This is a genomic window from Citrobacter sp. RHBSTW-00986, from assembly GCF_013783065.1.
In the GTDB taxonomy this organism is placed as follows: Bacteria; Pseudomonadota; Gammaproteobacteria; order Enterobacterales; family Enterobacteriaceae; genus Citrobacter; species Citrobacter braakii.
The window spans coordinates 21,503-46,188 of record NZ_CP056200.1 but is presented as its reverse complement, the minus strand read 5'-3'; the positions used below and the strand labels follow the sequence as shown (position 1 = coordinate 46,188).

26 protein-coding genes are annotated in these 24,686 nt (G+C 53.3%); 9 read left to right on the top strand and 17 right to left on the bottom strand.

Annotated elements, in window-relative coordinates; translation table 11 throughout:
- Positions 1-265: 265 nt before the first annotated feature.
- Complete coding sequence (locus HV345_RS00235; RefSeq protein WP_016155025.1) at positions 266-1,762, top strand: C69 family dipeptidase; 1,497 nt, start codon at positions 266-268, stop codon at positions 1,760-1,762.
- Between the two features lie 36 nt (positions 1,763-1,798).
- Here the strand turns inward: HV345_RS00235 and HV345_RS00230 are convergent, their stop codons facing one another.
- Positions 1,799-2,701 (bottom strand): LysR family transcriptional regulator, encoded by a 903-nt coding sequence (locus tag HV345_RS00230; protein ID WP_181636129.1) that lies wholly within the window; start codon positions 2,699-2,701, stop codon positions 1,799-1,801.
- A 110-nt stretch (positions 2,702-2,811) separates the two neighbouring features.
- Between HV345_RS00230 and HV345_RS00225 the strand changes: the two genes are divergently transcribed.
- From HV345_RS00225 to HV345_RS00215, 3 genes are all read left to right on the top strand, one after another.
- Positions 2,812-3,819 carry a zinc-binding alcohol dehydrogenase family protein gene (locus HV345_RS00225; RefSeq protein WP_016155033.1) on the top strand — a complete coding sequence of 336 codons (1,008 nt, stop codon included), beginning with the start codon at positions 2,812-2,814 and terminating at the stop codon, positions 3,817-3,819.
- A gap of 1 nt (position 3,820) precedes the next feature.
- The gene (locus HV345_RS00220; protein ID WP_046276186.1) at positions 3,821-4,126 is read left to right on the top strand and encodes a putative quinol monooxygenase; all 306 of its coding nucleotides are present in this window, start codon (positions 3,821-3,823) and stop codon (positions 4,124-4,126) included.
- 118 nt (positions 4,127-4,244) lie between these two features.
- Entirely contained in the window at positions 4,245-5,147 is a 903-nt protein-coding gene (locus tag HV345_RS00215; RefSeq protein WP_047415725.1) for a carboxylate/amino acid/amine transporter, read from the top strand.
- Between the two features lie 28 nt (positions 5,148-5,175).
- Here HV345_RS00215 and nlpA read toward each other — a convergent pair whose 3' ends face one another.
- On the bottom strand, positions 5,176-5,994 hold the full coding sequence (nlpA, locus tag HV345_RS00210) for a lipoprotein NlpA (RefSeq protein WP_016157795.1): 819 nt from the start codon (positions 5,992-5,994) through the stop codon (positions 5,176-5,178).
- Between the two features lie 171 nt (positions 5,995-6,165).
- The gene (locus HV345_RS00205; RefSeq protein WP_016157796.1) at positions 6,166-6,582 is read right to left on the bottom strand and encodes a GNAT family N-acetyltransferase; all 417 of its coding nucleotides are present in this window, start codon (positions 6,580-6,582) and stop codon (positions 6,166-6,168) included.
- A gap of 130 nt (positions 6,583-6,712) precedes the next feature.
- On the opposite strand from HV345_RS00205, the gene HV345_RS00200 reads away from it, so the two are divergent.
- Positions 6,713-7,006: a YicS family protein gene (locus tag HV345_RS00200; RefSeq protein WP_019078023.1), complete on the top strand. Its 294-nt coding sequence runs from the start codon at positions 6,713-6,715 to the stop codon at positions 7,004-7,006.
- A gap of 92 nt (positions 7,007-7,098) precedes the next feature.
- Positions 7,099-8,481 (top strand): glycoside hydrolase family 1 protein, encoded by a 1,383-nt coding sequence (locus HV345_RS00195; RefSeq protein WP_047358473.1) that lies wholly within the window; start codon positions 7,099-7,101, stop codon positions 8,479-8,481.
- A gap of 55 nt (positions 8,482-8,536) precedes the next feature.
- On the opposite strand, the gene nepI is transcribed toward HV345_RS00195, so the two are convergent.
- The 11 genes from nepI to rbsK form a co-directional block, all read right to left on the bottom strand.
- Positions 8,537-9,721, bottom strand: coding sequence for a purine ribonucleoside efflux pump NepI (gene nepI, locus HV345_RS00190; RefSeq protein WP_016155040.1), 1,185 nt, complete (start codon positions 9,719-9,721; stop codon positions 8,537-8,539).
- A 118-nt stretch (positions 9,722-9,839) separates the two neighbouring features.
- Positions 9,840-10,139 (bottom strand): helix-turn-helix domain-containing protein, encoded by a 300-nt coding sequence (locus HV345_RS00185; protein ID WP_016157799.1) that lies wholly within the window; start codon positions 10,137-10,139, stop codon positions 9,840-9,842.
- An 8-nt stretch (positions 10,140-10,147) separates the two neighbouring features.
- Positions 10,148-10,489 carry a type II toxin-antitoxin system RelE/ParE family toxin gene (locus HV345_RS00180; RefSeq protein ID WP_016157800.1) on the bottom strand — a complete coding sequence of 114 codons (342 nt, stop codon included), beginning with the start codon at positions 10,487-10,489 and terminating at the stop codon, positions 10,148-10,150.
- Between the two features lie 100 nt (positions 10,490-10,589).
- Positions 10,590-11,042, bottom strand: a complete 453-nt coding sequence (locus tag HV345_RS00175; RefSeq protein ID WP_181636128.1) for a DUF1198 family protein — start codon at positions 11,040-11,042, stop codon at positions 10,590-10,592.
- Positions 11,043-11,190: 148 nt separating this feature from the next.
- Positions 11,191-12,582, bottom strand: coding sequence for a hexose-6-phosphate:phosphate antiporter (gene uhpT, locus HV345_RS00170; protein ID WP_003023929.1), 1,392 nt, complete (start codon positions 12,580-12,582; stop codon positions 11,191-11,193).
- A gap of 142 nt (positions 12,583-12,724) precedes the next feature.
- On the bottom strand, positions 12,725-14,053 hold the full coding sequence (locus HV345_RS00165; RefSeq protein ID WP_046276191.1) for an MFS transporter: 1,329 nt from the start codon (positions 14,051-14,053) through the stop codon (positions 12,725-12,727).
- Between the two features lie 9 nt (positions 14,054-14,062).
- Positions 14,063-15,565, bottom strand: coding sequence for a signal transduction histidine-protein kinase/phosphatase UhpB (gene uhpB / locus HV345_RS00160; RefSeq protein ID WP_046276192.1), 1,503 nt, complete (start codon positions 15,563-15,565; stop codon positions 14,063-14,065).
- The gene (gene uhpA / locus HV345_RS00155; protein ID WP_016157803.1) at positions 15,562-16,155 is read right to left on the bottom strand and encodes a transcriptional regulator UhpA; all 594 of its coding nucleotides are present in this window, start codon (positions 16,153-16,155) and stop codon (positions 15,562-15,564) included. Before uhpA ends, uhpB begins: the two co-directional genes overlap by 4 nt.
- Positions 16,156-16,350: 195 nt before the next feature.
- The gene (locus tag HV345_RS00150; RefSeq protein WP_181636127.1) at positions 16,351-17,364 is read right to left on the bottom strand and encodes an aldose 1-epimerase family protein; all 1,014 of its coding nucleotides are present in this window, start codon (positions 17,362-17,364) and stop codon (positions 16,351-16,353) included.
- Positions 17,365-17,375: 11 nt separating this feature from the next.
- The gene (gene fucP, locus HV345_RS00145) at positions 17,376-18,692 is read right to left on the bottom strand and encodes an L-fucose:H+ symporter permease (RefSeq protein ID WP_003023919.1); all 1,317 of its coding nucleotides are present in this window, start codon (positions 18,690-18,692) and stop codon (positions 17,376-17,378) included.
- Positions 18,693-18,719: 27 nt separating this feature from the next.
- Positions 18,720-19,640: a ribokinase gene (rbsK, locus tag HV345_RS00140; protein WP_003827124.1), complete on the bottom strand. Its 921-nt coding sequence runs from the start codon at positions 19,638-19,640 to the stop codon at positions 18,720-18,722.
- Positions 19,641-19,965: 325 nt separating this feature from the next.
- Here rbsK and HV345_RS00135 point away from each other — a divergent pair, with 325 nt between their 5' ends.
- On the top strand, positions 19,966-20,751 hold the full coding sequence (locus tag HV345_RS00135) for a DeoR family transcriptional regulator (protein WP_016157805.1): 786 nt from the start codon (positions 19,966-19,968) through the stop codon (positions 20,749-20,751).
- Position 20,752: 1 nt separating this feature from the next.
- On the opposite strand, the gene ilvN is transcribed toward HV345_RS00135, so the two are convergent.
- The 3 genes from ilvN to ivbL form a co-directional block, all read right to left on the bottom strand.
- Positions 20,753-21,043 (bottom strand): acetolactate synthase small subunit, encoded by a 291-nt coding sequence (gene ilvN / locus HV345_RS00130; RefSeq protein WP_003023914.1) that lies wholly within the window; start codon positions 21,041-21,043, stop codon positions 20,753-20,755.
- 3 nt (positions 21,044-21,046) lie between these two features.
- Positions 21,047-22,735: an acetolactate synthase large subunit gene (ilvB, locus tag HV345_RS00125; protein WP_016155049.1), complete on the bottom strand. Its 1,689-nt coding sequence runs from the start codon at positions 22,733-22,735 to the stop codon at positions 21,047-21,049.
- 107 nt (positions 22,736-22,842) lie between these two features.
- Positions 22,843-22,941, bottom strand: a complete 99-nt coding sequence (ivbL, locus tag HV345_RS00120; protein WP_003827118.1) for an ilvB operon leader peptide IvbL — start codon at positions 22,939-22,941, stop codon at positions 22,843-22,845.
- Positions 22,942-23,463: 522 nt separating this feature from the next.
- Between ivbL and tisB the strand changes: the two genes are divergently transcribed.
- Both tisB and HV345_RS00110 read left to right on the top strand, forming a co-directional pair.
- Positions 23,464-23,553, top strand: coding sequence for a type I toxin-antitoxin system toxin TisB (gene tisB, locus HV345_RS00115; protein WP_003023909.1), 90 nt, complete (start codon positions 23,464-23,466; stop codon positions 23,551-23,553).
- Between the two features lie 123 nt (positions 23,554-23,676).
- Positions 23,677-24,510, top strand: a complete 834-nt coding sequence (locus HV345_RS00110) for a DMT family transporter (RefSeq protein WP_016157806.1) — start codon at positions 23,677-23,679, stop codon at positions 24,508-24,510.
- Positions 24,511-24,686 lie beyond the last annotated feature (176 nt).

Below are 24,686 nucleotides of genomic sequence, written 5' to 3'. Positions count from 1 at the left end.
ACTGAATCCACTCATATCCCATTGCTATTCTTCATCCCGAATCAGGAAACATCCTGAATACCACGATATCCATTGCGCAATAATTAAGCGAAATGGGCGTTTTATTTTGCCCAGAAGACTTCAACCTACGGATGGATATTTGGAGAAGACGTGGACAGGGGCGTTTATCTCTCTCGCGAGCAATGTCTGAGCGTTCAGGCGTTATCGCATTTCAGGAAACGGTGTGTTTCCGGTGTATTTTTGGCGTACATATGAGGGATACGTAATGTTTACTTTTAAAAAGTGCCTGATTGCACTTTCTATAAATTTGGCCGTTGTTTCATCAGGTTTTGCTTGTACGACCCTATTGGTCGGTAATGAAGCATCAGCGGACGGCTCCATGCTGGTAGCCCGTAGCGCTGACAGCGATGCCCTGAAAGCGCAGCATTTTGTCATTCATCCGGCCAAGCAGAATCAGACCGGGGTATACAGCACCAAAGCACATAATGGCGCGAATGACTTTACCTGGCCGCTACCCAAAAACTCTCTGCGTTATACCACCGTTCCAAACTGGAAAACCCAACTGCACGGCGCGACCGGATTTAACGAATTGGGCGTTGGCGTGAGCGGTACAGAATCTATTTTTGCCTCAGCAAAAGCGCTGGCTGCCGACCCCTACGTTGAGGATAAAGGGATCACCGAAGATGATATCCCGGATATTCTGTTGTCCCAGAGCAAAACCGCGCGTGAAGCCGTGGCGCTACTGGGTCATATCGTTGAGACCGTCGGCGCTGGGGAAGGTTTTGGCGTGGCCGTCGTCGACGATAACGAAATCTGGTACCTGGAAACCGGCAGCGGTCACCAGTGGATGGCGCAGCGCCTGCCGAATAACCAGTATTTTGCCACTGGTAATCAGGGCCGCTTACAGGATTACGACCCTAAAAACCCGGACATGATGGCGTCAAAAAACCTGATTCAATTTGCGACCGAAAAAGGTCTCTACGAACCGGCAAAAGATGGCAAATTCAACTTCTCCAAAGCCTATACCCGTGATGATGAGCGTGACCGCACGTATAACGATCCTCGCGTATGGACCATCCAGAAAGAGTTCAATCCTTCCGTAAATCAGGATATGGCCAAAGGGCGCGAATTCCCGGTTTTCATGACGCCAGAGAAGAAGATGACGCTGGATGATGTGAAGGCCGTGCTGCGTAACCATTACGAAGGCACCAGCCATGACCCGTACACCAACGGTCTGAACGGCAAAGAGCCATGGCGTCCGGTTAGCGTCTTCCGCACCTATGAAGCGCACGTGATGCAGGTCCGTCCGTGGTTGCCAAAAGAGATTGGTGAAACGACCTACATTGGTCTGGGTATGGCCGACCTCACCGCGTTTGTTCCGTACTACAGCGGCCTGAAAGCGTATCCGGCAAACTATACGATGGGTACCGATAAAGCGGACGATCAGTCCATTTACTGGAAATACCGTAAGTTACAGACGCTGACGATGACCGATTATCCGAAGCTCGCGCCAATCGTCAAAAAAGCCTACAAAGCATGGGAAGATAAAGTGGCGAAGGAGCAAAAAGAGGTCGAAGCAAAATATCTGAAGATGGCGAAAACCGATAAACCTGCCGCAGATAAGATGCTGAATGACTTCAACTTGCGCATCATGGCCGATGCCGAGAAGCTGACGGAAGATCTGACTAATCAGCTCTTTACCATCCGCACTAAAGACATTCAGTCTGATATCTTCTTCGCAAACGCTGCGAAAAAAGACTGAGTAACGACACGATGACATGCTGGCGCAAAGCGCTTATTAGCTTTGCGTCAACGTGTCACACCGCGCCTTCACGGCGTCATGCAGCAGACGGACAGCCGTTGAAAGCTGCTTACGATGTGGGCAAATCATATTCAGCGGGGCTTTCTCGCCCAGGTAATCAGGCATCAGTAGCTGCAATCGTCCATCACGCACATCCTCGCTGACATCCAGCCACGACTTGTACGCGATGCCTTCTCCGGCAATCGCCAGCCGTCGGATTACTTCAGCATCGTCGCTCATAATGGTGCCGTTAACCTGCACACTGCTAATCTCGCCGTTATGCGTAAACGTCCAGCGATCGTGCAGGCGTCCGCGTAAGACGAAGGTCATGGCGTTGAGCTGTGTTAAATCATCCGGAGTTTGCGGCGCGCCGTTTTGCGCAACCCATTCCGGTGATGCCACCAGCACGCGTCGGTTACCCGGTGCGACAGGCAGCGCAATGTAAGATGCGTCTTCGGTGTTGCCATAGCGAAACGCCACATCGACGGGGTCTTTAAAGACATCCGTCACCTGGTCGGAGAAAAAAATCCGCAGGCGCAGCGCGGGATAGCGGCGTCGAAACGACTGAAAGACCGGCAGCAGTAGGTTCCGACCGAGATCGGAAGGTACAGCGATTTGCAGCGTGCCTGAAACTTCATCTTCCGGGGTCTGAATTTTTTGCAGTCCGGCATGCATCACGTCCAGCATCTGGCGGGCATAGGGTAGCCAGACCTCACCTTCCGGCGTCAGGCGCAGACTGCGCGTGGAGCGGGCGAACAAGCGGATAGCCAGCGTAGATTCCAGGCGCTTAATAGCAGAACTGACCTGAGCTGGCTGAACGCCGACTTCGCGTGCGGCATCGCTAAAACTATTCAGCGCCGCGGCGCGGACAAACAACGTGAGATCTTCAAGCCGGAACATTTTCACTCCCCGAGTATAAGTCCTGTCGCCGAAGGGCTATTTTTCCCGTTCTGCTACCGGTTTACCATCGAATTATTCAACAGATAGAAGGTTTATTAACCGGAGAGATTATGAAAGCCATCGCTATTACCCGCGCCGCAACCGACGGCAGTAACATTGAATTTTTACAAGAGATTGACCTGCCCATGCCCGTCGCCTCCGGGCACGATCTACTGGTTGAAGTGAAGGCCATTTCCGTCAATCCCGTAGATACCAAGGTCCGCGAAGGTTTTAACGCTGATGTGCCCCGCGTGCTGGGTTGGGACGCCGTTGGCGTAGTGAAGTCCGTGGGTGAAGCAGTCACCCTGTTCGCTCCTGGCGATGAAGTCTGGTATGCCGGTGCGCTGGGTCGTGCTGGCAGTAACAGTGAATTTCAGCTGGTTGATGAACGTATTACCGCGCTGAAGCCGCAATCGCTGGACAATGCTTCTGCCGCGGCACTGCCGCTGACCGCCATCACCGCCTGGGAAATGCTGTTCGACCGCCTGGGCGTTGAGGAAAATGGCAATGAAAATGATGTGTTATTGATTGTTGGCGCTGCTGGCGGCGTCGGTTCTATCCTGACGCAACTGGCCAGTAAGCTGACCAAAATGACAGTCATCGGTACCGCTTCACGTCCACAGAGCCAGAAATGGGTCCGTGAAGCAGGCGCTCATCATGTGATTGACCACAGCAAGCCGCTGATGGAAGAGCTGGCTCGGATAGGCATTAAAGAGGTGACGCACGTTGCCAGTCTGAACAATACCGAGCAGCACTACCCGCAAATTATTGCCGCCCTGGCGCCGCAGGGCAAACTGGCGCTGATTGACGATCCGCAAACCCTCGATGCACGTCCACTGAAGGCCAAAAGCATTTCGCTGCACTGGGAATTTATGTTTACCCGTTCGATGTTTACCACCCACGACATCATTGCGCAGCATCAGCTATTAACCCGCGTGGCACAGTTGATCGATGACAACACCATTCGCACCACGCTGGGCGAGCATTTTGGCGCAATCAACGCGGCGAATCTGCAAAAAGCGCACGCGCAAATTGAAACCGGTCGTTCAGTGGGCAAGATTGTGCTGGAGGGGTTTTAACATGTCTGATTCAGAGGTGATTTCAATTATTGCGGTACTGAAAGCCAGACCGGGGAAAATCGACGCACTAAAACAGGCGCTGCAGGCTCTGCTGCTGCCCACGCGCCAGGAGCCGGGCAATATTGAGTATGCCCTGTTCCAGTTGCGCGACACACCGGATGTCTTCTACGTTCGTGAATCCTGGCGCGGTCAGGCCGGTCTGGACGAGCATATCGCCCTGCCCCATTTCCAGGCGTTTATTCTGCAAATGAACGAGCTGCTGGCCGAACCGCTACGACTGGATTATCTGACGCCGATTGCGCCGTAAGATGACTGCCGAAGCCCCCTGCGGTGTGGGGGGCTGTGCCCGTCATGTCTCACTCGCTTCGCTATCTCTGCTATGATGCCTGCACACAAATAAAACAAAACAGCATGCAGAGGGAAAGATGAGTTCCACCAGAAGAGGGATGATGAACGTCCTGATTGCCGCCGTATTATGGGGAAGTTCAGGCGTTTGCGCGCAGTACATCATGGAACAAAGCCAGATGTCGTCGCAGTTTCTGACCATGACGCGCCTGATTTTCGCGGGGCTCATTCTGCTGATGCTCTCTTTCGTTCACGGCGACAACGTATTCTCCATTATCAAAAACCGCAAGGACGCCATCAGCCTGCTGATTTTTTCCGTGGTCGGGGCACTCACCGTACAGCTAACCTTCCTGCTGACCATCGAAAAATCCAACGCCGCCACCGCGACGGTGCTGCAATTTTTGTCACCGACCATTATCGTGGCGTGGTTCTCCATGGTGCGCAAAGCGCGGCCGGGGATTTTAGTGCTGACGGCGATCTTCACCTCGCTCATCGGTACCTTCTTACTGGTCACCCACGGTAATCCGACGTCGTTATCTATCTCAGCTGCCGCGCTGTTTTGGGGAATAGCCTCGGCGTTTGCCGCCGCGTTCTATACCACCTACCCCTCAACGCTCATCGCGCGCTACGGCACGTTGCCGGTCGTCGGCTGGAGTATGTTAATCGGTGGAATGATCCTACTGCCGTTCTATGCCGGGCAGGGAACTCATTTCGTGGTGAATGGCAGTTTAATTCTGGCGTTTTTCTATCTGGTGGTCATCGGCACGTCACTCACGTTTAGCCTGTACCTAAAAGGCGCGCAGATGATTGGCGGACCGAAAGCGAGCATTTTAAGCTGCGCGGAACCGTTGAGCAGTGCGTTGCTGTCCCTGCTGCTGTTAGGCATCACCTTTACCCTGCCAGACTGGCTGGGTACGCTTTTGATCCTCTCATCGGTCGTGCTGATCTCAATGGACTCACGTCGCCGCGCCAGAGCGGTTTAACCCCAACCGGCGCGGCAACGGGTGACGATTACCAGCCCGGAACTGCGCCGCCGTTAAAGATAGTTTCAGCCGCCTTCGCCACTTCCGGTGACTGATAAGATTGCAGGAATTCTTTCACATTCTCGGCATCTTTATTGTCTTCTCGCGCCACCAGAATGTTCACGTACGGTGAATTTTTGTCTTCGATAAATACGCTGTCATGTACCGGAGAAAGCCCGGTTTGCTGGATGTAGGTGGTACTGATAATCGCCACATCCACTTTTTGATCGTCCAGCACGCGCGGTAGCTGCGCCCCTTCCAGTTCCATAATTTTCAGATGTCGCGGATTATCCGTAATATCCAGCGCCGTTGGCAGCAGGCCGGTATCCGCTTTCAGAGTGATTAACTTCTCTTTTTGTAGCAGCAACAGAGCCCGCCCAAGGTTGGTCGGATCGTTAGGTATCGCAATCGTCGCACCGTCTTTTAGTTCAGCAACGGTTTTGATTTTCTTCGAATAACCCGCCATCGGGAACACAAAGGTATTGCCCACCGCTACCAGCTTATAGCCGTGCGCTTTATTATCTTGTTCAAGGAACGGACGATGCTGGAAGACGTTGGCATCCAGCTCACCATGATTAGTGGCATCGTTGGGCAGCAGAGAACCGCTAAATCCCACCAACTCCACCTCCAGGCCATATTTTTCTTTAGCGACTTTCTTCGCGACTTCCGCCACATCCTGCTCAGCACCGTTAATCACGCCCACTTTAATATGCTTTGCATCATTGTTCTGCTGATCGCATCCTGCCAGCAATAATCCCGCCAGTAATAACGCCGCCCCAGCCCCGAAATAAGGTATCTTCAGTTTCACGTTTTTTCCTTTTGCAATAACCGCCTGATGAGTAATGAAATGACTATAGCGGGAAGGCCGCTGCGGTTTAAAAAACGAAAAAGCATCAGCAAGAATAAAAAAGCATAATGCGAAAAGGAAAATGAGTCGGAATGTGCCGTTAGGTCATCCCTTTTGCAGTCCTTCCGGTCATCAAAACGTTTTCGACAAATAATGGCGCGCGGAACCGGTTTCTGGAAAGTTATCGAGGGTCATTTGCAACTGATAGCCGTTTTTCTGATAAAACGGCAGCGCCTGGAAACTCATCGTGTCCACCAGCGCATGCAGGCATCCTCTCTCACGCGCCGTCTGTTCAGCGGCCTGCATCAACTTTGTGCCGTAACCGCCTTTACGCAGCGAGTCATGCATCCACAGGAAATCAATGCACAGCCATTCGCCTTTGATTTTACCGATCAGCCCGCCCAGTATTTTATTGTGCTCATCGCGCCAGTACACCGCCAGGTCGCCAAAATTGGTGGTCCTCAGGAACTGGCGATTGTAGGCGCGCAATCCAACAAGCAGAGCATTTTGATCGTCTTCAGTAATGGTATCTGTAATCTGTATTTGCATCCTATCCTCCTGAAAAACTAAAACTTCTGGCTGATTTTCTTTTTAGAAATTAACACAGGCTGATGAGTGAGGCGCATGCCGTCTACACTTACTCTTGAGATGATGCGCATCGACAACAAGGATTATTATCATGAAACAAGCCGTTTTACCGCTTATTGCCATTCTTTTCATGCTGCCGGGTTTGGCGCAGGCCGATTCGGCTTATGGCTCTCTACAGTCCGTTCATGAAAAAAACACCGTATTGAAGGATTTACGCAAGATTTGTACCCCGCAGGGGTCGCCATCGGATGAGGTGTGGGAAAAAACGATTATGGCTGATACGCGTAATCAGCAACACATCCGCGAAGCCATTCTGGCCATACAAAGAAACAATCAGAACAACTACTGGGAAGCGCTGGGCAAAGTTGAATGCCCGGATTTGTAACTATCGCATTGAAAAACGAGTGCTGTAACCGGTTTCTGTTTTGCAAAATCGCCTATTGTGTAGGGAAATAAAACACATCAAGGAGCAAGATAATGCGATACCGTTTTCCCGAAAACTTTTGGTGGGGCAGTGCCTGCTCGGCGCTGCAAACCGAAGGGGATAGTCTGAACGGCGGCAAAAGCCAGACGACATGGGACGTGTGGTTCGACCGCCAGCCTGGGCGTTTCCATCAGGGGGTTGGCCCGGCGAACACCTCAACCTTTTATCAGCACTGGAAACAGGACATCGCACTGCTCAAACAGCTGAAGCACAACAGCTTCCGCACTTCAATCAGTTGGTCACGACTGATCCCGGACGGTACTGGCGACGTCAATCCGCAGGCGGTTGATTTCTATAACAACGTCATCGATGAGCTGCTGGCGCAAGGCATTACGCCATTTATCACCCTGTTTCACTTCGATATGCCGATGGTGATGCAGGAGAAAGGTGGCTGGGAAAACCGTGATGTGGTTGAGGCGTTTGGTCGCTACGCACAAACCTGTTTTACCTTGTTCGGCAATCGGGTGAAGCACTGGTTCACCTTTAACGAACCGATTGTCCCGGTAGAAGGCGGCTATCTGTATGACTTCCATTACCCTAATGTGGTGGATTTCAAACGCGCGGCCACCGTGGCTTATCACACCGTACTGGCGCATTCCACGGCGGTGCGCGCGTACCACGCCGGAAGTTATGACGGTGAAATCGGTGTGATTCTGAATTTAACGCCCTCTTATCCGCGCTCACAACACCCGGCGGATGTAAAAGCTGCGCACCATGCGGATCTGCTGTTTAACCGCAGCTTCCTTGACCCGGTGCTAAAAGGTGAATATCCGGCGGATCTGATAGAGCTGCTAAAAGAGTACGATCAACTCCCAGCATGTCAGCCAGGCGACAGTCAGCTCATCGCCGATGGCAAAATCGACCTGCTCGGTATTAATTATTATCAGCCGCGCCGCGTGAAATGTCGTGATACTGCCGTCAATCCTGACGCGCCGTTTATGCCGGAGTGGCTGTTTGATTATTACGAAATGCCGGGGCGTAAAATGAACCCTTACCGTGGCTGGGAAATTTACGAGCCAGGTATTTACGATATTATTACTAATCTGCGTGATAACTACGGCAACCCGCGCTGTTTTATTTCTGAAAACGGCATGGGAGTCGAAAATGAGCAACGTTTTATTCAGCAGGACCAAATCAACGACAGCTACCGTATTGAATTTGTTTCCGCGCATCTTAAATGGCTACATAAAGGCATTAGCGAAGGGTGTAATTGTCTTGGCTACCATATGTGGACCTTTATTGATAACTGGTCCTGGCTCAACGGATATAAAAACCGCTACGGTTTTGTCCAGTTAGATTTAGATACGCAAAAACGTACGGTGAAGAAAAGCGGCGAATGGTTTGCCCATACCGCCGAAAACAAGGGTTTTGATTGAGTCAGCCGTCAGATAGCGGTGTTGCCTGAAAGCTGCGCGCCATCAGGCAACAATCTCACTGTATTCTGACCTTCATCGTGACCAGAAGCGCCGTCAGCAGCATCAGGCTGCCGGAAAGCATCAGGGGCGAAAGCAGTCCGAGGTTATCGAGCGCATAGCCTCCCACCGCTGCCCCGCAGGTATTGGCAAGCTGGATCACGGCGACCTGGACGGATCCGGCTTTTTCTGCCTGATCGGCAAGCGATCGGGTGATCCACGTCGACCAGCCGACCGGAACCAACGCAAACGCCAGGCCCCAGATAATCGCAATACCTGCCGCCACAACTTTGTCGCTACCCCACAGGATCAGGACCAGCGCGCTAAGCGCCAGCACCAGCGGCGCACCGGCTAAGGCCAGTTTGACCGAGCGCTTCAGGACCACCGAGGAGAGCGACGTCCCGACAAAGCTGGCGATACCAAAACTCAGCAGCACCAACGTCAGGCCATCAACTTCAAAGCCTGCCAGATTCATATAGATCGGGCGAATATAGGTAAAGAAGGCGAACTGTCCGGCAAAGGACATAAAGATGGCAATCATCCCGGCCATCACCCCCGGGCGCTGCAGCAGGCTGAACATATTTTGTTTCTGATGCGAAGGTTCACCTGGCAACGACGGCAGCGCTCTCACCACCCAAATCGTGCACAGCACGCCCATTACCGCCGCCGCATTAAACACGTTGCGCCAGCCGATAATACCGCCCAAAAAACTCCCCAGCGGCGCGGCAATCACCAGCGCGACAGAGACCGCACCAAAAATCACCGACAGCGCTTTCGGTACCGTACGGGCGGGAACCAGACGCATGGTCAGCGACGCTGACATCGCCCAGAATCCGCCAAGCGCCAGACCGAGGCAGGCGCGGCCAATGAGCAGCAGTGAAAAAGAGTTGGCAAAGGAAACCAGCAGGCAGGAGAGCGTCAGCAGCACCGAAAACACGATCACCACGTAGCGACGATCGGTCGCCTGGATAATTTGCGTCACAAACAGGCTGGCGAACATGGCAACAAATGCCGTCACAGTCACCGATTGTCCGGCAACACCTTCAGAAATCCCCAGATCCTGCGCCATCGGCGTTAACAGGCTAACGGGCAGAAACTCAACGGTTATCAGGCAGGCAACGCAGAACGCCACAGCGAATACCGCCGACCAGTTCGGTCGGGCATTTGCCTCAGCGCGGGATTTTTGTTCAACAGCTTCACTCATTTTGTTACCTGCGTGGGGTTATTGCAGAAAAGTTACGCAGTGTAACACTAAATTTGTGACGCATTTAACGTTTTGGCAACTACTTTCATCTTACACAAAATCCAGGCCACACGGATTTTTAAAGATGAAACGCGACTCTTTTACCTGTCGGTAACTTAACATCAATGCTCAGTTCGCCACCTAACGCTGTGACATAACGCTTAAGCGTCGACAGACGAGGATCGTTATCCGCCTGTTCCATTTTTGCGATTGTTGGCTGCTTAACGCCCATTGCCGAGGCAAGTTCCGCCTGAGAGAGATTCAGTTCTTCCCGTAACATATTTAACGCAATCACCTGACGTAGCACTTCTACTTTTTCAGCAATGCGCTCCTGGCTTTCCGGGCTTTGTTTCGCCATCAATTCTTTAAGCGTCGCCATAATTTTCCTTACTTATTAAGGTGATTTCGGTACTCAGCGTCAGCAAGCCTGATCATCTCTTTATAGAATTTCTTCTCGTTTAACCCTGTTTTATCGCCTGCGCATAACACGATGCCATGGCGAGAAGGATCAAACACGAAGAACGCCCGAATCGGGTTGCCCTGATGCTGCACTCGCAACTCTTTCATATTTGAAAAAGCAGAAGCATTTACCGTATCAGCAAACGGCCTGCCTAACTGAGGACCATACTCGGATAAAATCATCATCGCTGCGAGCATATCTTCCTTGAGCGCCTCGGTCTGTACGTCAAACCATTTATCGAAAACATCCGTTGTTTCCACTTCCCACATCAACGATCCCTCATAGCTAATAAGCTATAGGTAAATTATAGCCCATTAGCTATTAAATCAATTTATATTTGCACAATTAATTCGCCAACAGGCATGACTGTCAGTGCAGCCAGTGCACGCCATCTTCGGGCTGGAAAAAGGCGTTATAGCGCATCTGAAACGCATTAAACTCCTGCATATCCGGCTCTATCTCGCGCAGAAAACCGAGCGCCAGACGCACCTGTGCGTCAGTAATCAGCGTGGCCAATCGGGCTTTTTGCAGCCAACGGTGCCATTGCAGCAGATTCGACTCACTGCCGTCGACAATAACGATTTGCCAGATCAACAACACCTGGGCAGCATTTTGCAGATGTGATTCATCTGGACGGTGGAGATACTGTAAAAAAGCCTCACCCTGTACTTTTCCCATCTGATCGATCATCGACTCTACCGGCACAACATCAATATTCAGTCGCTCGCTCAGACGGCGAATTGCCCGTCGAGATCCGGACGTCAACACCCGAAAACCCACTACAAAAACAACGACCAATGTGGCCAGCATTATCCAAATCATGCGCACATCCATTACCAGACAGGATGCCCATCATAACGGCAAATTCCTCTCTGTCGACGACTGAACGTATCAACACGATTCAGGATGGATCCGCGACATAAAAAAGCCCGCCATCCAGGCGGGCAAAAGTTACCAATGCACACTTAACTTAAGCGACTTTCAATTGTTGAATTTTTTTCTCGCGGCGAATTTTACGTTCTTCAAACACGGCCACGATGGCCATCAGGCAGATACAACCGATGGCGGCGGTATCCAGCGCGGCGAACGTGCCCGCCCAGCCGGTCAGACCGAAAATCGGCGTGCCGTCGGCAATCATCCCCAGACCCAGCTTGGCGAAGCTGTCACCAATCAGATATGCGAAGGTGCCTTTAATCCCATCGGCTGCGCCGATCGCTTTTTTCGGTACGAATCCGACGGCTGCAACGCCGATTAACAGCTGAGGACCAAACACCAGGAAGCCCAGCGCAAACAGCGAAGCCAGATAGACATACTGGTTGCTGGCGTGCTGATAAACGCCCAGGGTCGCGATAATCAACGCCAGCGCCACGCAGGCTACCAGCGCACGACGACCGTTAGCCAGGTCAGAGAGCCAACCCCACAGTAACGTGCCGACCAACGCGCCCACTTCAAACAGGGTAAAGCCCTGAATCGCCACCTCTTTGGAGAGCTTCAGCTCCTGGAAAGCATAGACAGTGGACCACTGGTCGATACCGATGCGCACCACGTACAGGAAAATGTTGGAGAAGCACAGCAGCCAGATCACTTTGTTTTTCAGCACGTACTCAACAAAGATCTGCCATTTGGTCATCTCATTTTCTTCAGTCTCTTTGTCCTCTTCACTTATCTCCTCGCCGAACAGCTCTTCAGCTTTACCGAGGCCATAAGACTCCGGGGAGTCGCTGCCGTAGCGCAGGCCGATAAAGCCGACAATCAGGGCGATAATCGACGGGAAGATAAACATACCAATGACGTGACCGTCGAACAGATAGTTGGCGCCAAACAGCGCCACGCCAGCCGCACCCGCACCACCGAGGTTATGGGAGATATTCCACATGCCGAGGTAAGAACCCCGCTTGCGACGCGGCGTCCATTTGGTGATGGTGGAATAGCTACACGAACCACCGGTACTCTGGAAAAAACCGCTCAGCGCGTAGAAGGCGATCATCAGGAACAGGCTGGTTGAACCCGCCCCCATGCTGGCGCTGAAGCCGAGCATACAGATGGCGGAGAGGATCAGCATAAACGGCAGGAACTGCTTGGTATTTTTGCCGTCTGCGTAGTAGGAAACCAGCGTTTTACCCACGCCGTAGGTGATGGAGAAGCCCAGGCCAATCATTCCCAGCTGCGTCATGCTCAGCCCGTAGGTGGAGATCATGTCATTCTGCGCGATGTTGAAGTTTTTGCGGATCAGATACATGGTCAGGTAGCCAATAAAGACCACCAGATAGGACTGCATGAACGGTTTGAACCACATTTTGCGCCGCACATCGAGCGGCAGATCCAGGGTCGGCTTGCGTACCTGGTTTAGAAAGGCCAGCATTTGACACTCCCGAGCTAATTTTTATACCTGCGAATGGCAGGCATTGTAAAAATCAGCCGGGAGACGCGCCTGAGACAGCGTCCAGGTGAAACCGGGAAAATTTCTTAGTTTTACCCTACTCGGGGCAAAAAGGTGAGGTGCATCACGCTTCGTTGAGTTCGCGTGGAGCCTGGGCGTTCAAAAACGGCAGCAGCAGCAGCGCGGAAATCCCCGCCGCAATGGCGATCACCACAAAGAATCCGGTCCAGTGCCAGACCTCCATCACCTTCGCCAGCGGCCAGCCGGAAAGCGATGCCCCCAGATAGGCAAACAGCCCGACAAATCCGGTTGCCGCGCCCGCTGCCTCTTTGTGCGAGCACTCCGCCGCCGCCATGCCGATCAGCATTTGCGGGCCGAAGACGAAGAATCCGGTGGTGAAGAAGCACGCCGCCTGCATCACGTAACTGGCGAACGGCATCAGCCACAACGAGCCCACGGAGAGCAAAATTCCGGCAGCGAAAATCAGGTTCATTGGACCGCGGTTGCCGTTAAACAGTTTGTCCGAGCCCCAGCCTGCGACCAGCGCGCCGATAAATCCGCCCAATTCGAACATGGTCACGGCGGTATTGGCGGTCACCAGATCCACGCCGAGCGTCTCCGACATATACAGATTGCCCCAGTCGTTGATGGCGGCGCGGACGACGTACACCAGCACGTAACACAGCGACAGCAGCCAGATATAGGGATTCAGCAATACATAGCGGGTGAGGATCTCTTTACGGCTCAGCCCTGCGCCTTCCTGCTGCTGGGCGATTTCCAGCTCATCATGGCGCCAGTCGCCAATCGGCGGCAGACCAATCGCCTGCGGCCTGTCGCGCAGCCGCCAGCAGAGAAAAATCCCCACCACAATCGCCAACAGCCCGGCGATCATCATCCCGGCACGCCAGCCGTAGTGCAGCGCCGTCGCCGCCATCACGATAGGGATTAGCGCCCCGCCAACATTGTGCGCAGTATTCCACAGCGCCCACCAGCCTCCGCGTTCGGTACGCGAATACCACGCGGTCAATAAACGCGCGCAGACCGGCGATCCCCAGCCCTGGAAAAAGGCGTTCAGCGCCCAGAGCACCGCAAAAGCCCAGAGCGAGGTGGAGAAGCCAAACAGAATGTTCACCACGCCGGTGGCGATAAGCCCAAACCCCATAAAATAACGGGCGTTGGAACGGTCACTGACGATACCGGAAACAAACTTCGACAGGCCGTAGGTGATGTAAAACAGCGTCGCCAGCAGACCAATGTCGCTGCGGGTCAGCACGCCGCTGGTGAGGATATCCGGTACGGCGGCGTTGAAGCTCTTGCGTGTGAAATAGAACAGCGCGTAGCCGAGCCAGATAGTGGTCAGAATATGCCGCCGCCAGTAGCGGTAGAGGGCATCCACTTCACGCTTATCGGTGATGAGCGGCGCGCTGACTGGGGATTTTAAAAACGAAAACATGACCGCTCCTTACACATAACGCTGGGGTAACGACACGCTGACCCGCGTGCCGTGCGTACAGGAAATCGAGAGCGATCCCCCGAGGGCGGTAATACGTTCACGCATCCCGGTGAGGCCAAATCCCTGCTGATTCGACCCCGGCGGCAGGCCGCTGCCGTCGTCCTCAATCACCAGCATCAGCCGTTCATCCTGCTGCCAGCCCTGAAGCGTCACCGCGCTGGCGTTGGCGTGCTTAACGATGTTGTTCAGCCCTTCCTGACAGACGCGAAACAGCGTCACCCGCTGACTTTCGCTGAGTGCAAATTCGTCAATTCGCCAGTCAAGGTGGCTGACGATGCCACGGCTTTCCAGCTCCATTTCACGCATCAATGAGCGGATCGCTTGTTCCAGCGTGAGATCATCCAACTGGCGCGGACGCAGACGACCCAACAGACGACGCACCGAATCGTACACGCCAAGAGAAAGTTGTTCGATATGCGCCCCGCTGCGCTTCACCCCTGCGTTTTCCGGCGCCAGCCGCTGGACAATGCCCGCCTGGGTGCGAATGGCGGTGATGGTCTGACCGATATCATCGTGCAGTTCGCGCGCCACATCCCGGCGCACGCTCTCTTCGGTCTCCAGCAGGCGTTCCGCCAGACGGTGGTTGCGCGCTAATTCGTTTTGCAGCGACTGGTTAAGCTCGCGCAGACGCTGGATCCCCGCGCCGAGCAGCAGCCCGGTCAGGCTTTGCACCAGCAGGGAGAGCAACAGGTCGACGGGATGATCGTGCCAGGTCTGGCTGGCAATCAGCGCAATGGCGTTCATTAACGTGGCAATCAGCGCCCCCTGCCAGCCGTAGTGCCAGGCGAGCGCAATGATCGGCAGCGCGAGGCAAAACGGCGTGAAGCGTGACAGTTCATCGGGCAGGCCAAGCTGCAACCACAGGCTGACGCTAAACAGCAGCAGATACCAGACCAGATGCCGTCCGCGCCAGTTCACCGGCTGAGACACCACCGCCGGGCCCAGCGGCAACCAGGTGGTGCTGGTAAGATAGTGCCAGAAAACCAGACAGATCGGAGCCAGCGTTAATCCACCAGTGAGCGTCAGCAGTAGGGCATTCCACGCCTCTTCGCCTTGCCCAAGCCAGGGCAGCGATTGCAGCAACGCCGCCGCCGTCAGCGCCGCGCCCTGCAACAGCAGCGTGCGCCAGTCGCGCTGATGGCGGTAGCGTGAAATCAGCATCACCGGGAGTAACGTGAGGAAGCTCCCGATCATCAAAAGTGGCAAGTGAGCCAGCGCCACTTCCTGCGCCAGCCAGAAAAGAAGCAGCCATTCCGCACCCAGCAGCACCGGCCAGTAGCCGCGTGGACATTGCAGCATCAGCCCCAGACGCAGGCCAAACGGAAACAGCAGTACCGCCAGCTCCGGGCGCTCAACCAGGTGCAGGCTGATACTCCACAAGCAGAACCACGCGGCAGAGAAGATAAAGAAGCAGGCAACAACGGTGATTAACCGGGAACAGAGCGTGTTCATTGCCAGCCGTCAAACATCCGGCGGGCCAGTTCGACATCGTTGCTAACGCCCAGTTTTTCCATCAGGTTAGCGCGATGCACGTGCACCGTTTTCGGCGACAGGCCCAGTTCGGCGGCAATCTCTTTGACCGCCATGCCTTGCGCCAGTTTCTCCGCCACCTGACGTTCGCGTTTGGTCAACGGATCCTGACGACCAGCCGCCAGTTTGACGGCGATATCCGGCGTCAAATAGCAGCCGCCGGTCGCCACGGTATGCACCGCCGCGATCAGCTCATCAGGGCTACAGCGTTTAGAAAGGAAACCACGCGCGCCCGCGTTGAGCGCCTGCTCCACCAGCGCCGGGCTGTCGTGGACGGAGAGCATGATAATCGCCATCCCTTTTGGCAACTGGCTTAACAGTTCAAGACCGGAGATATCAGGCATCGAGATATCACAGATACATACCTGCACGCCACGTCCCGGTAATCCCACCAGCGCCTCACTGCCTGAGCCGAACTCAGCCACAACCTGCAAATCAGGTTCCAGCCCCAGCAACTGGGCAAAGCCGGAGCGGACGATAGTGTGGTCGTCAATAAGGGCAACGGTGATCATGGGTTCTGTCCTGGGGGATAAAAAACGTGCTTACCTTAACGATATACACTTTATCCTTCAAGCAGCCTCTGCGTTGGCTTGGTCTGCTCACCCCAGTCACTGACTTGAGTAAGCTTCTGAGGTGAGCAGACTTGCCGCCTTATGCAGCTTGAAGGATTTTGTGTACCGACGCGCTGCTGTTTAAGCCTTGAGCGATCAGGCGATGCCAGTTGTGACGGTAAATGTGCGGGTGTGCTGCGGTTCTAGCTGAATCAACGTGCCTTTTCGCTGTGCCGCCAGGAAGCCTTCAGGGCGACAGGTCGCAGGTAGGGCGAAGGCTGCCACCTGTTGATCGCCGTTATAGAGGATCCAACGGGTGACATAATTCAGCTCCGCGCTGAAGAAACGCGTCACGAACGTGGTGCCATCAGGTGCGATCATGCGAAATTCAGGCTTGTCCGTGTATCGGTCCAGTTGGTCAGCGAAGAAAACGATTTCCGGATCGTAAAAATCGGGCTCGTTGAGGCGCCCCAGCGAGGCCTCGCCCTGGATGATCCGCTGATTAAACGCCAGCCACTGCTCGGTAGGTTTAACATGCGCGGGTACCGACTCACGCAACTTCATGGCTTCATCCGGGATATTCTGGCTGAAGGTCGCTTCCGGTACGTAGGCATAGTTCATATGGCACATATACTGTAAAGGCATTGCCACTGAGGCGAGGTTGGTGACCGCCATCTGAATATCAAACAGCGCACTCGCTTTGCGCATAACCACCGCAGGATGCGCCTGATAATGATGACCGAACCCCATCACATACTCGTAGCGTCCGCTCACGCGCAAATTCTCTCCCTCCAGCTCCAGCCAGGCCTCATCCATCGCGGCACAGGCCATTTCGCCATGCAACGGGTGAGAATCTTCCGGCGAAGGGCAGCCATTAGCCAATATACCCGAGTGGAAAGCAAAGCAGCCGTAAGTCGCTACCACTTCCGCAGCCGGTTTTGGCTGACTGAACATGTTGCGCATGGTCAGTTCATGCCCGTCAAACTGAGCATCCCAGATCATCTGCCCCATCCAGGGCAGAATAACCAGATGTCCACGACTGTTTTCTATCTTCAGCCCTTCCACACCGCTGGCGTAACGAAATGCGGTAACCGTGAAGTCGCTATTCTTCAGTAAGATTCGCGGATGCTCTGCAAAGAGTTCCCGCCACAGCATGATACGTGTTGTCATGATCGCTCTCCTCAGGAAACAGTCGCTTCAGCCAGGTTATTGCGCACTTTGCTTTCACGCCAGAAGTAGATACCGACGTACACGAAGCACAACATGGAGACCAGGAACGAGAGTTGTAGCGAGTGGAACATATCGGCCACATAGCCCTGAATTGCCGGAACCACCGCTGCACCAACAATCGCCATGACAATGACTGCTCCCGCCATTTCAGTATGTTCGTTATCCACGGTATCCAGCGTACCGGCATAGATTGTCGCCCAGCAGGGTCCAAACAGGACGCTCACCAGTACGGCAACGTACACGGCGCTGAAGCTTGGCGCCAGCGCAACATAGACCAGAAACAGTGCGCCAATGATGGAGTAGAGGATCAGCACTTTTTCCGGATTGAAGCGTGTCATCAATATGTTGGCGATAAACTTGCCGATAAAGAAGCAGGCAAAGCTATAGACCATGAAGGTTGAGGCGTCGCGCTCGTTGATATCACCCAATTCCAGCGCCAGACGGATGGTAAATGACCACACCGCGACCTGCATCCCCACGTACAGGAACTGCGCCACAATCCCACGGCGGAAACGGGCATTGCTGGCCAGATAACGCAGCGTATCCATCGCTGACGGACGTTTATGACTCGCCGTTTGCGCGACTTTACAGGTCGGGAAGCGGGTCAGCAGGAACAACACCATCACCACAACCAGCACCATAATCATGTACTTGTAAGGCTCAAGGGTATTTTCCAGCATCAACACTTTAAAGTTGTGGATCTGCTCCGCGTTCATCCCAGCCATCTGTTTTTCCAGACTCTCGCCTTCAGAGAAGACCAGATATTTACCCAGCAGAATACCGGCGGCTGCGCCAATGGGGTAAAAGGTCTGGCTGATGTTCAGGCGCAGGGTGGCATACGCTTTTGGGCCAATCATGGAGCTGTAGGTGTTGGCTGCAGTTTCCAGGAAGCTCAGGCCAATCGCAATCGCAAAAATTGCCGCGAGGAACATGGTGTAGGTGGCCATGTGCGATGCCGGGAAAAAGAGCGTACAGCCAACAATATAAAGGGTCAGTCCCATTAAGATGGCGATTTTATAACTGGTCTTTTTAATCACCAAAGATGCCGGAATCGCAATTAAAAAATAACCGCCATAAAAGGCACTCTGAACTAATGCCGAAGCAAAGTTGCTGAGTGAAAATACGCTTTTGAATTGCGTAATCAGAATATCATTTAATGCGGCTGCGCATCCCCATAAAGGGAATAAACAGGATAACAAAATAAACTGGAACAGAGGCGTCTTATTCAGATAGCCGTCGGGCATCTGAATGATGTTTTTATCGTTCATAGTGCTACCTTTTACAATGCAGGAGTATTATTCGTTTAAGGTAAGAAACTCATTAAATTGTTCGATGCTTGGATAAGATGATTGAGTGCCTTTCCCGGTAACGCTGAATGCAGCGAAGAGAGCGGCTTTTTTCATGGCGGCTTCGACATCACCGCTTTGAACGTAATAGTGGGCAAAACAACCGATGAAAGCGTCACCTGCGCCACTGGTATCGACAGCGTTCACTTTAAACGCCGGGACATGGACTTCCTGGTCACGCGTCATCCACAGAGCGCCTTTCTCCCCCATGGTGACGATAATATTGTTCAGACCTTTATCGACCAAAGAACGTGCCGCGGCGCGAATATGGTCATAGGTATCCACCGGCATACCGGTTAATATTTCGAGCTCGGTTTCATTTGGCACGAAGAAATCGCATTTACAGGCATAAGACATATCTAATTCCCGTAATGCAGGGGCGGGATTTAATAACACTTCAATACCGTGTTTTTTACCGAATTCAATCGCGTGATAAACCGTTTCCAACTGTACTTCCAGCTGCAGGACAATAAGTTGACACTTTTTCAGATCTTCCGCCGCGCGATCGATATCTTCCGGGGAGAGAAACTTGTTGGCACCTTTAATAATCAGAATGCTGTTGCTGGAGTTTGCATTAACAAAGATCGGTGCAACGCCGCTGCTGGTGCAGGGTACCTTTTCGACATAGGTCGTATTAATCCCCCAGGATTCGAGATTACGAATGGTGTTATCCGCAAAAATATCATCACCGACTTTCGTCAGCATCAGCACTTTGGAGTTGAGCTTAGCAGCCGCAACGGCCTGATTTGCCCCTTTACCGCCACAACCAATTTTAAAGGCGGGTGCTTCCAGCGTTTCCCCTTCTTTGGGCATCTGGTTGATGTAGGTGATGAGATCCACCATGTTGGAGCCAATAACCGCGATATCCATTTTACTACCTCTCAGAAACAATCACACAACAATGATATTAAAATAACATTATCATGTTACTTCCGTATCATTTGTGACTAGGATCGCGATTGGAGGATCATTTTATTGTTTATTTATTATGCTAAATGTTGCGTCTCTATCACACTCAAAATGATTAACTTGCTTACAATTGACTGAAAACTCGCTGCTTATAATCAATAAAACGTGTAAAAACACGCTTTTATTTCCCAATGGTCAGACGTATAGTAATGCAGCAATGTCATGTTCCCAGAAACACATAAATGTTACTGAAGGAACATGAAAACATGATTCGTGGAGAGTGTGCATGGAAACCAAGCAAAAAGAACGTATTCGACGTCTGATGGAATTGTTGAAGAAGACCGACAGAATCCATCTGAAAGAGGCGGCGCGCATGCTGGAGGTTTCCGTGATGACCATCCGTCGGGATCTCAGCCAGGATGACGAACCATTGCCGCTTACGCTACTCGGTGGTTACATCGTGATGGTGAACAAGCCCGCCACCCTCGTTAACGCTCCGCTCCCCGTGCAAAAGCAGTATCATCGCGACGATTTACCGGTTGCCATTCTGGCCGCGGGACTGGTCAGTGAAAACGATCTGGTCTTTTTTGATAATGGTGCGGAAATGCCATTAGTCGTCAGCATGATCCCGGACGATATTACCTTTACCGGAATTTGCTACTCACACCGGGTATTCGTGGCGCTAAATGAAAAACCCAACGCCACGGTGATTCTTTGCGGGGGCACCTATCGGGCGAAAAGTGATGCCTTTTACGACACCAGCAATCCCTCTCCGCTGGATGCGCTCAACCCACGAAAAGTGTTTATCTCTGCCAGCGGAGTCCATGAGCATTTCGGCGTTAGCTGGTTCAATCCGGACGATCTGGCCACCAAACGCAAAGCGATGGAACGCGGATTGCGCAAAATTCTGCTAACCCGCCACGCCCTGTTTGATGAGGTTGCTCCCGCCAGCATTGGTCCGCTTTCCACTTTTGACGTACTGATAAGCGATCGCCCGTTGCCGGCAGATTACGCAACCCACTGCCGGAACGGCTCTGTCAAAGTCATCACCCCGGATTCAGACGGCGACTAACTCACTCAAAGAAAACCGTGATTTTGTTAAACATCGACGGGTCGGACTGGTTGCGGGCCACTTTCACCACATCTTCCAGCTTGTCGATCTGGCTTATCATCTGCTCAAGACGCTGATCGTCGTTGACCAGTAGCCAGATGCGGCTCTTGTCGCTGTCCTGAATCGGTAGACAGAGAATGCCTTCCACGTTGAACGCGCGGCGGGCAAACAGCCCGCAGACGTGGGTCATTACGCCCGGATGGTTGCGTACGGTGAGTTCCAGGATTACGTTGTCATGAGTCTGCTGTTGCATGGCTTATTCCCCCACCATTTCTGTGTTTGCCGCACCCGGCGGCACCATCGGGTACACTTTTTCTTCGGCATCGATGCGCACGTGGATCAGCGCAGGTCCAGGGCGATTAATAATCTCCTGCAACGCTGCCTGTGGATCCGCTTCGTTATTCAAATCGCAGGTTTCGAGGCCAAACCCGGCGGCTATCTGCATAAAGTTAATCATCCCCGGATATGTCGCCGCAAAAACGCCCTGCTTATAGAACAAACTCTGCTGCTGATACACCAGACCCAACGCTTCGTTATTCATCAGGATGATTTTAATATCCAGCTGATTTTCGCTGGCCGTTGCCATTTCCTGAATATTCATCATCAGGCTACCGTCGCCGGAGAAGCACAGCACCTTTTTGTCCGGGTTGACCAGCGCTGCGCCAATTGCCGCCGGCAGGCCAAAGCCCATGGTTCCCAGACCGCCGGAGGTCAGCCACTGACGAGGACGGTTCAGCGGGTAAGCCTGTGCGGCCCACATCTGATGCTGGCCTACGTCGGTGGTGATAATGGCATTGTCATCCACGCAGGCCGCTACGGCGTTGATCAGCCCATAGTGGCTGAGCGGGTCGCTTTCCTGCGGAATGCTGCAGGGGAATTCGCGTTGTAAATCGGCCACCATTTGATGCCACGACTCTCGCGGCTGCGCGTCAATTAATGGGATCAGTTGCGCCAGAACCTCATCGACATCCGCCTGAATCGCCACATGCGGCTGTTTGATTTTACCCAGCTCCGCGCGGTCGATGTCCACGTGGATGATTTTGGCGTTCGGACAGAACTGCTCGGTTTTACCAATCGCCCGGTCATCAAAACGTGCGCCCAGAACAATCAATAAGTCCGCTTCTTGCAGAATAAAATTAGTGCTGCGCGCGCCGTGCATACCCAGCATGCCTAACGACAGCGGATGCGCTTTCGGCAACATACCGAGCGCCATTAAGGTCATGGTGGTGGGCAGCATGGCTTTTTCTGCCAGTTCACGAACCCGCTCAGGCGCGTTAATCACGCCGCCGCCGAGATACAGCACCGGACGCTGTGCGGCGTTAATCATAGCTGCGGCATCGCGAATGCTGTCCTGGCTGAACGCCGGTGCCGCCATTTTCTGCGCGGGCTCCGGCATCTCTTCAATCTCAAAAACGGCGGTTTGAATATCCTTAGGAATGTCTATCCACACCGGGCCCGGACGGCCGGACTGCGCAATGCGGAACGCATCGCTCATGACCTGCGGTAATTCACTGATATGGCGGACCAGATAGTTGTGCTTGGTGATGGGGATAGAGATGCCGTAGGTGTCGACTTCCTGGAAGGCGTCGGTCCCGATCATTGAGGCCGGAACCTGCCCGGTGATACACACCAGCGGGATGGAATCCAGCCGCGCGTCGGCAATGGCGGTCACCAGGTTGGTCGCGCCCGGTCCGCTACAGGCCATACAGACGGCGGGTTTACCATCGGTTCTCGCCATCCCCTGCGCGATAAACCCCGCGCCCTGCTCGTGGCGCGCCAGGATATGACGGATTTGCGTGCTTTGGCTTAAAGCGTCATAGACGGGAAGAATCGATCCGCCAGGAATACCGGTGACCACCTGAATCCCCTGGCGTTCCATGAAATGAACGATGAATTCTGCGCCCGTAAAACGCGTACGCTTGGATGTTATGCCCGAACTTGCCATGCTCCAGTCCTTTTATTCTGGGCCTTTGCTTCGGGCAGGTCTCTTAAACGAAAAACCCCGCCCGGTTTGCGCCGGCGGGGTTTTGGAATCGTGTGTTGATCCGGACCCTACGGCGCATTGCCGACGACCACCACCACACGCACGACGACCGCTGCGCGAGATGGCGCAGTTTTTAGTAGGGTCGCAGTCAGCATGGAAGGGTTCATTAGGGACCTGTCTGTTTGTTGATTAACTGGATTTATACAAACACAGGTTTTTCAGCGTGACAATGGAAAAATTTTCATCTGCATAAAAATGCGTCAACGATCACATTTCGCTGTGCAGAGTCGGAAAACAAAAAACCCCGCCGGAGCGAGGTTTTTTTCAGCGCTGTGCGGTTGGTAGCCGCCGAACACACTGTGTTATGTCAACGGAAAAAGTATACGCGTTCTGCGAAGAACACGCAATTTCGGCACGAATTTTGATGGTTTTGAGTATGGAACATGAATGGCACAATGTCCACAAAATACTGTTAATTTATACAGTGTTTATCTATAATGTCTCGGTACGCAATGTGTTATGCGGGGGCCGCATCGTAAACCGGCGCATCAAAGTCCTGGCTGAAACGGGTGGTGCCGTCAGCGCCTTAACCCCCGTGTGAGCACACTGTGTTATGTCAACAAAGGTGCTGGCAACAGGCAGCGGCGAGGTACGTCAGCACCGTGCTCCTTGTACCAAAAGGAGAGCGTATGAGCCTCGTGGATATCGCTATTCTTATCCTCAAACTCATTGTTGCAGCACTGCAACTACTTGATGCCGTTCTGAAATACGTTAAGTAATTCGGATTCAAGTCGCACCTAAGGGGAGCGGGTAACATTCCGCTCCCCTTTCACCTTCTCCCTGGTGCTTGTCTCGCGCCAATATGTTACGTTTTTATGACATTCTCAGGGAAGAACGCCACCATGACGCTTTCTGTTTTCTGCATTTTGCTGTTTGCCGCGCTGCTGCATGCCAGTTGGAATGCCATTGTTAAAGCTGGAAACGATAAACTGTACTCGGCGATTGGCGTCAGCGGCTCCGCGGCGATTATGGCATTGATCTGCTTACCCTTCGCGCCTCAGCCTTCCGCCGCCAGCCTGCCGTTTTTGGCCGTCTCAACCGCGTTGCAAGTGGTGTATACGGTCCTGGTCGCCAAAACCTATCAGGTTTCGGATATGAGTCAGACCTATCCTCTGATGCGTGGGACAGCACCGCTGCTGGTTGCGATTATCAGCGTCTTGTTCCTTGGCGATAGCCTGTCTGTGTTTGCCTGGGTGGGGATTGCTACGATCTGTCTGGCCATTCTAGGCATGGCATTTAACGGACGCAGCAGCTCACAACGCGGGATCGTACTGGCGCTCATTAACGCCTGCTTTATCGCTGGTTACACGCTGGTTGATGGCACCGGCGTACGCTTATCAGAAACCGCGCTCGGTTATACGCTGTGGACCTTCTTTCTGAACGGTTCCTGTCTGCTGGGCTGGGCGATGATCGCCCGGCGCCGGGAAGCATCGCGCTATCTGGTACAGCAGTGGAAGAAAGGTATTCTGGGCGGGATTGGCACTATGGGTTCTTACGGTCTGGCGCTGTGGGCCATGACCCAGGCTCCGTTGGCGGTGGTCGCAGCGCTGCGTGAAACCTCCATTCTGTTTGGCGCTCTGCTCGCCTGGCTGCTGCTGAAAGAAAAGGTTGCCGGAATACGCCTTGTCGCGGCCGCCGGTATTGCCGTAGGCGCTGTCTTACTTCGCTTGTCATGATCGCGCCGTAAAGCCGATGCAATCCGGCAACATTTGTTGCCGCTTTTTGTTTACATTTCCTGCCGTTCATCGCGTAAACATTCCAGCCCACTATCTGGCCTTCTTTTTCTGTTGTGGTAGATTCCACGCGCATTTACGGGAAAGTACAGCATCTTATTCTTCTTTTTTCTCTTTTT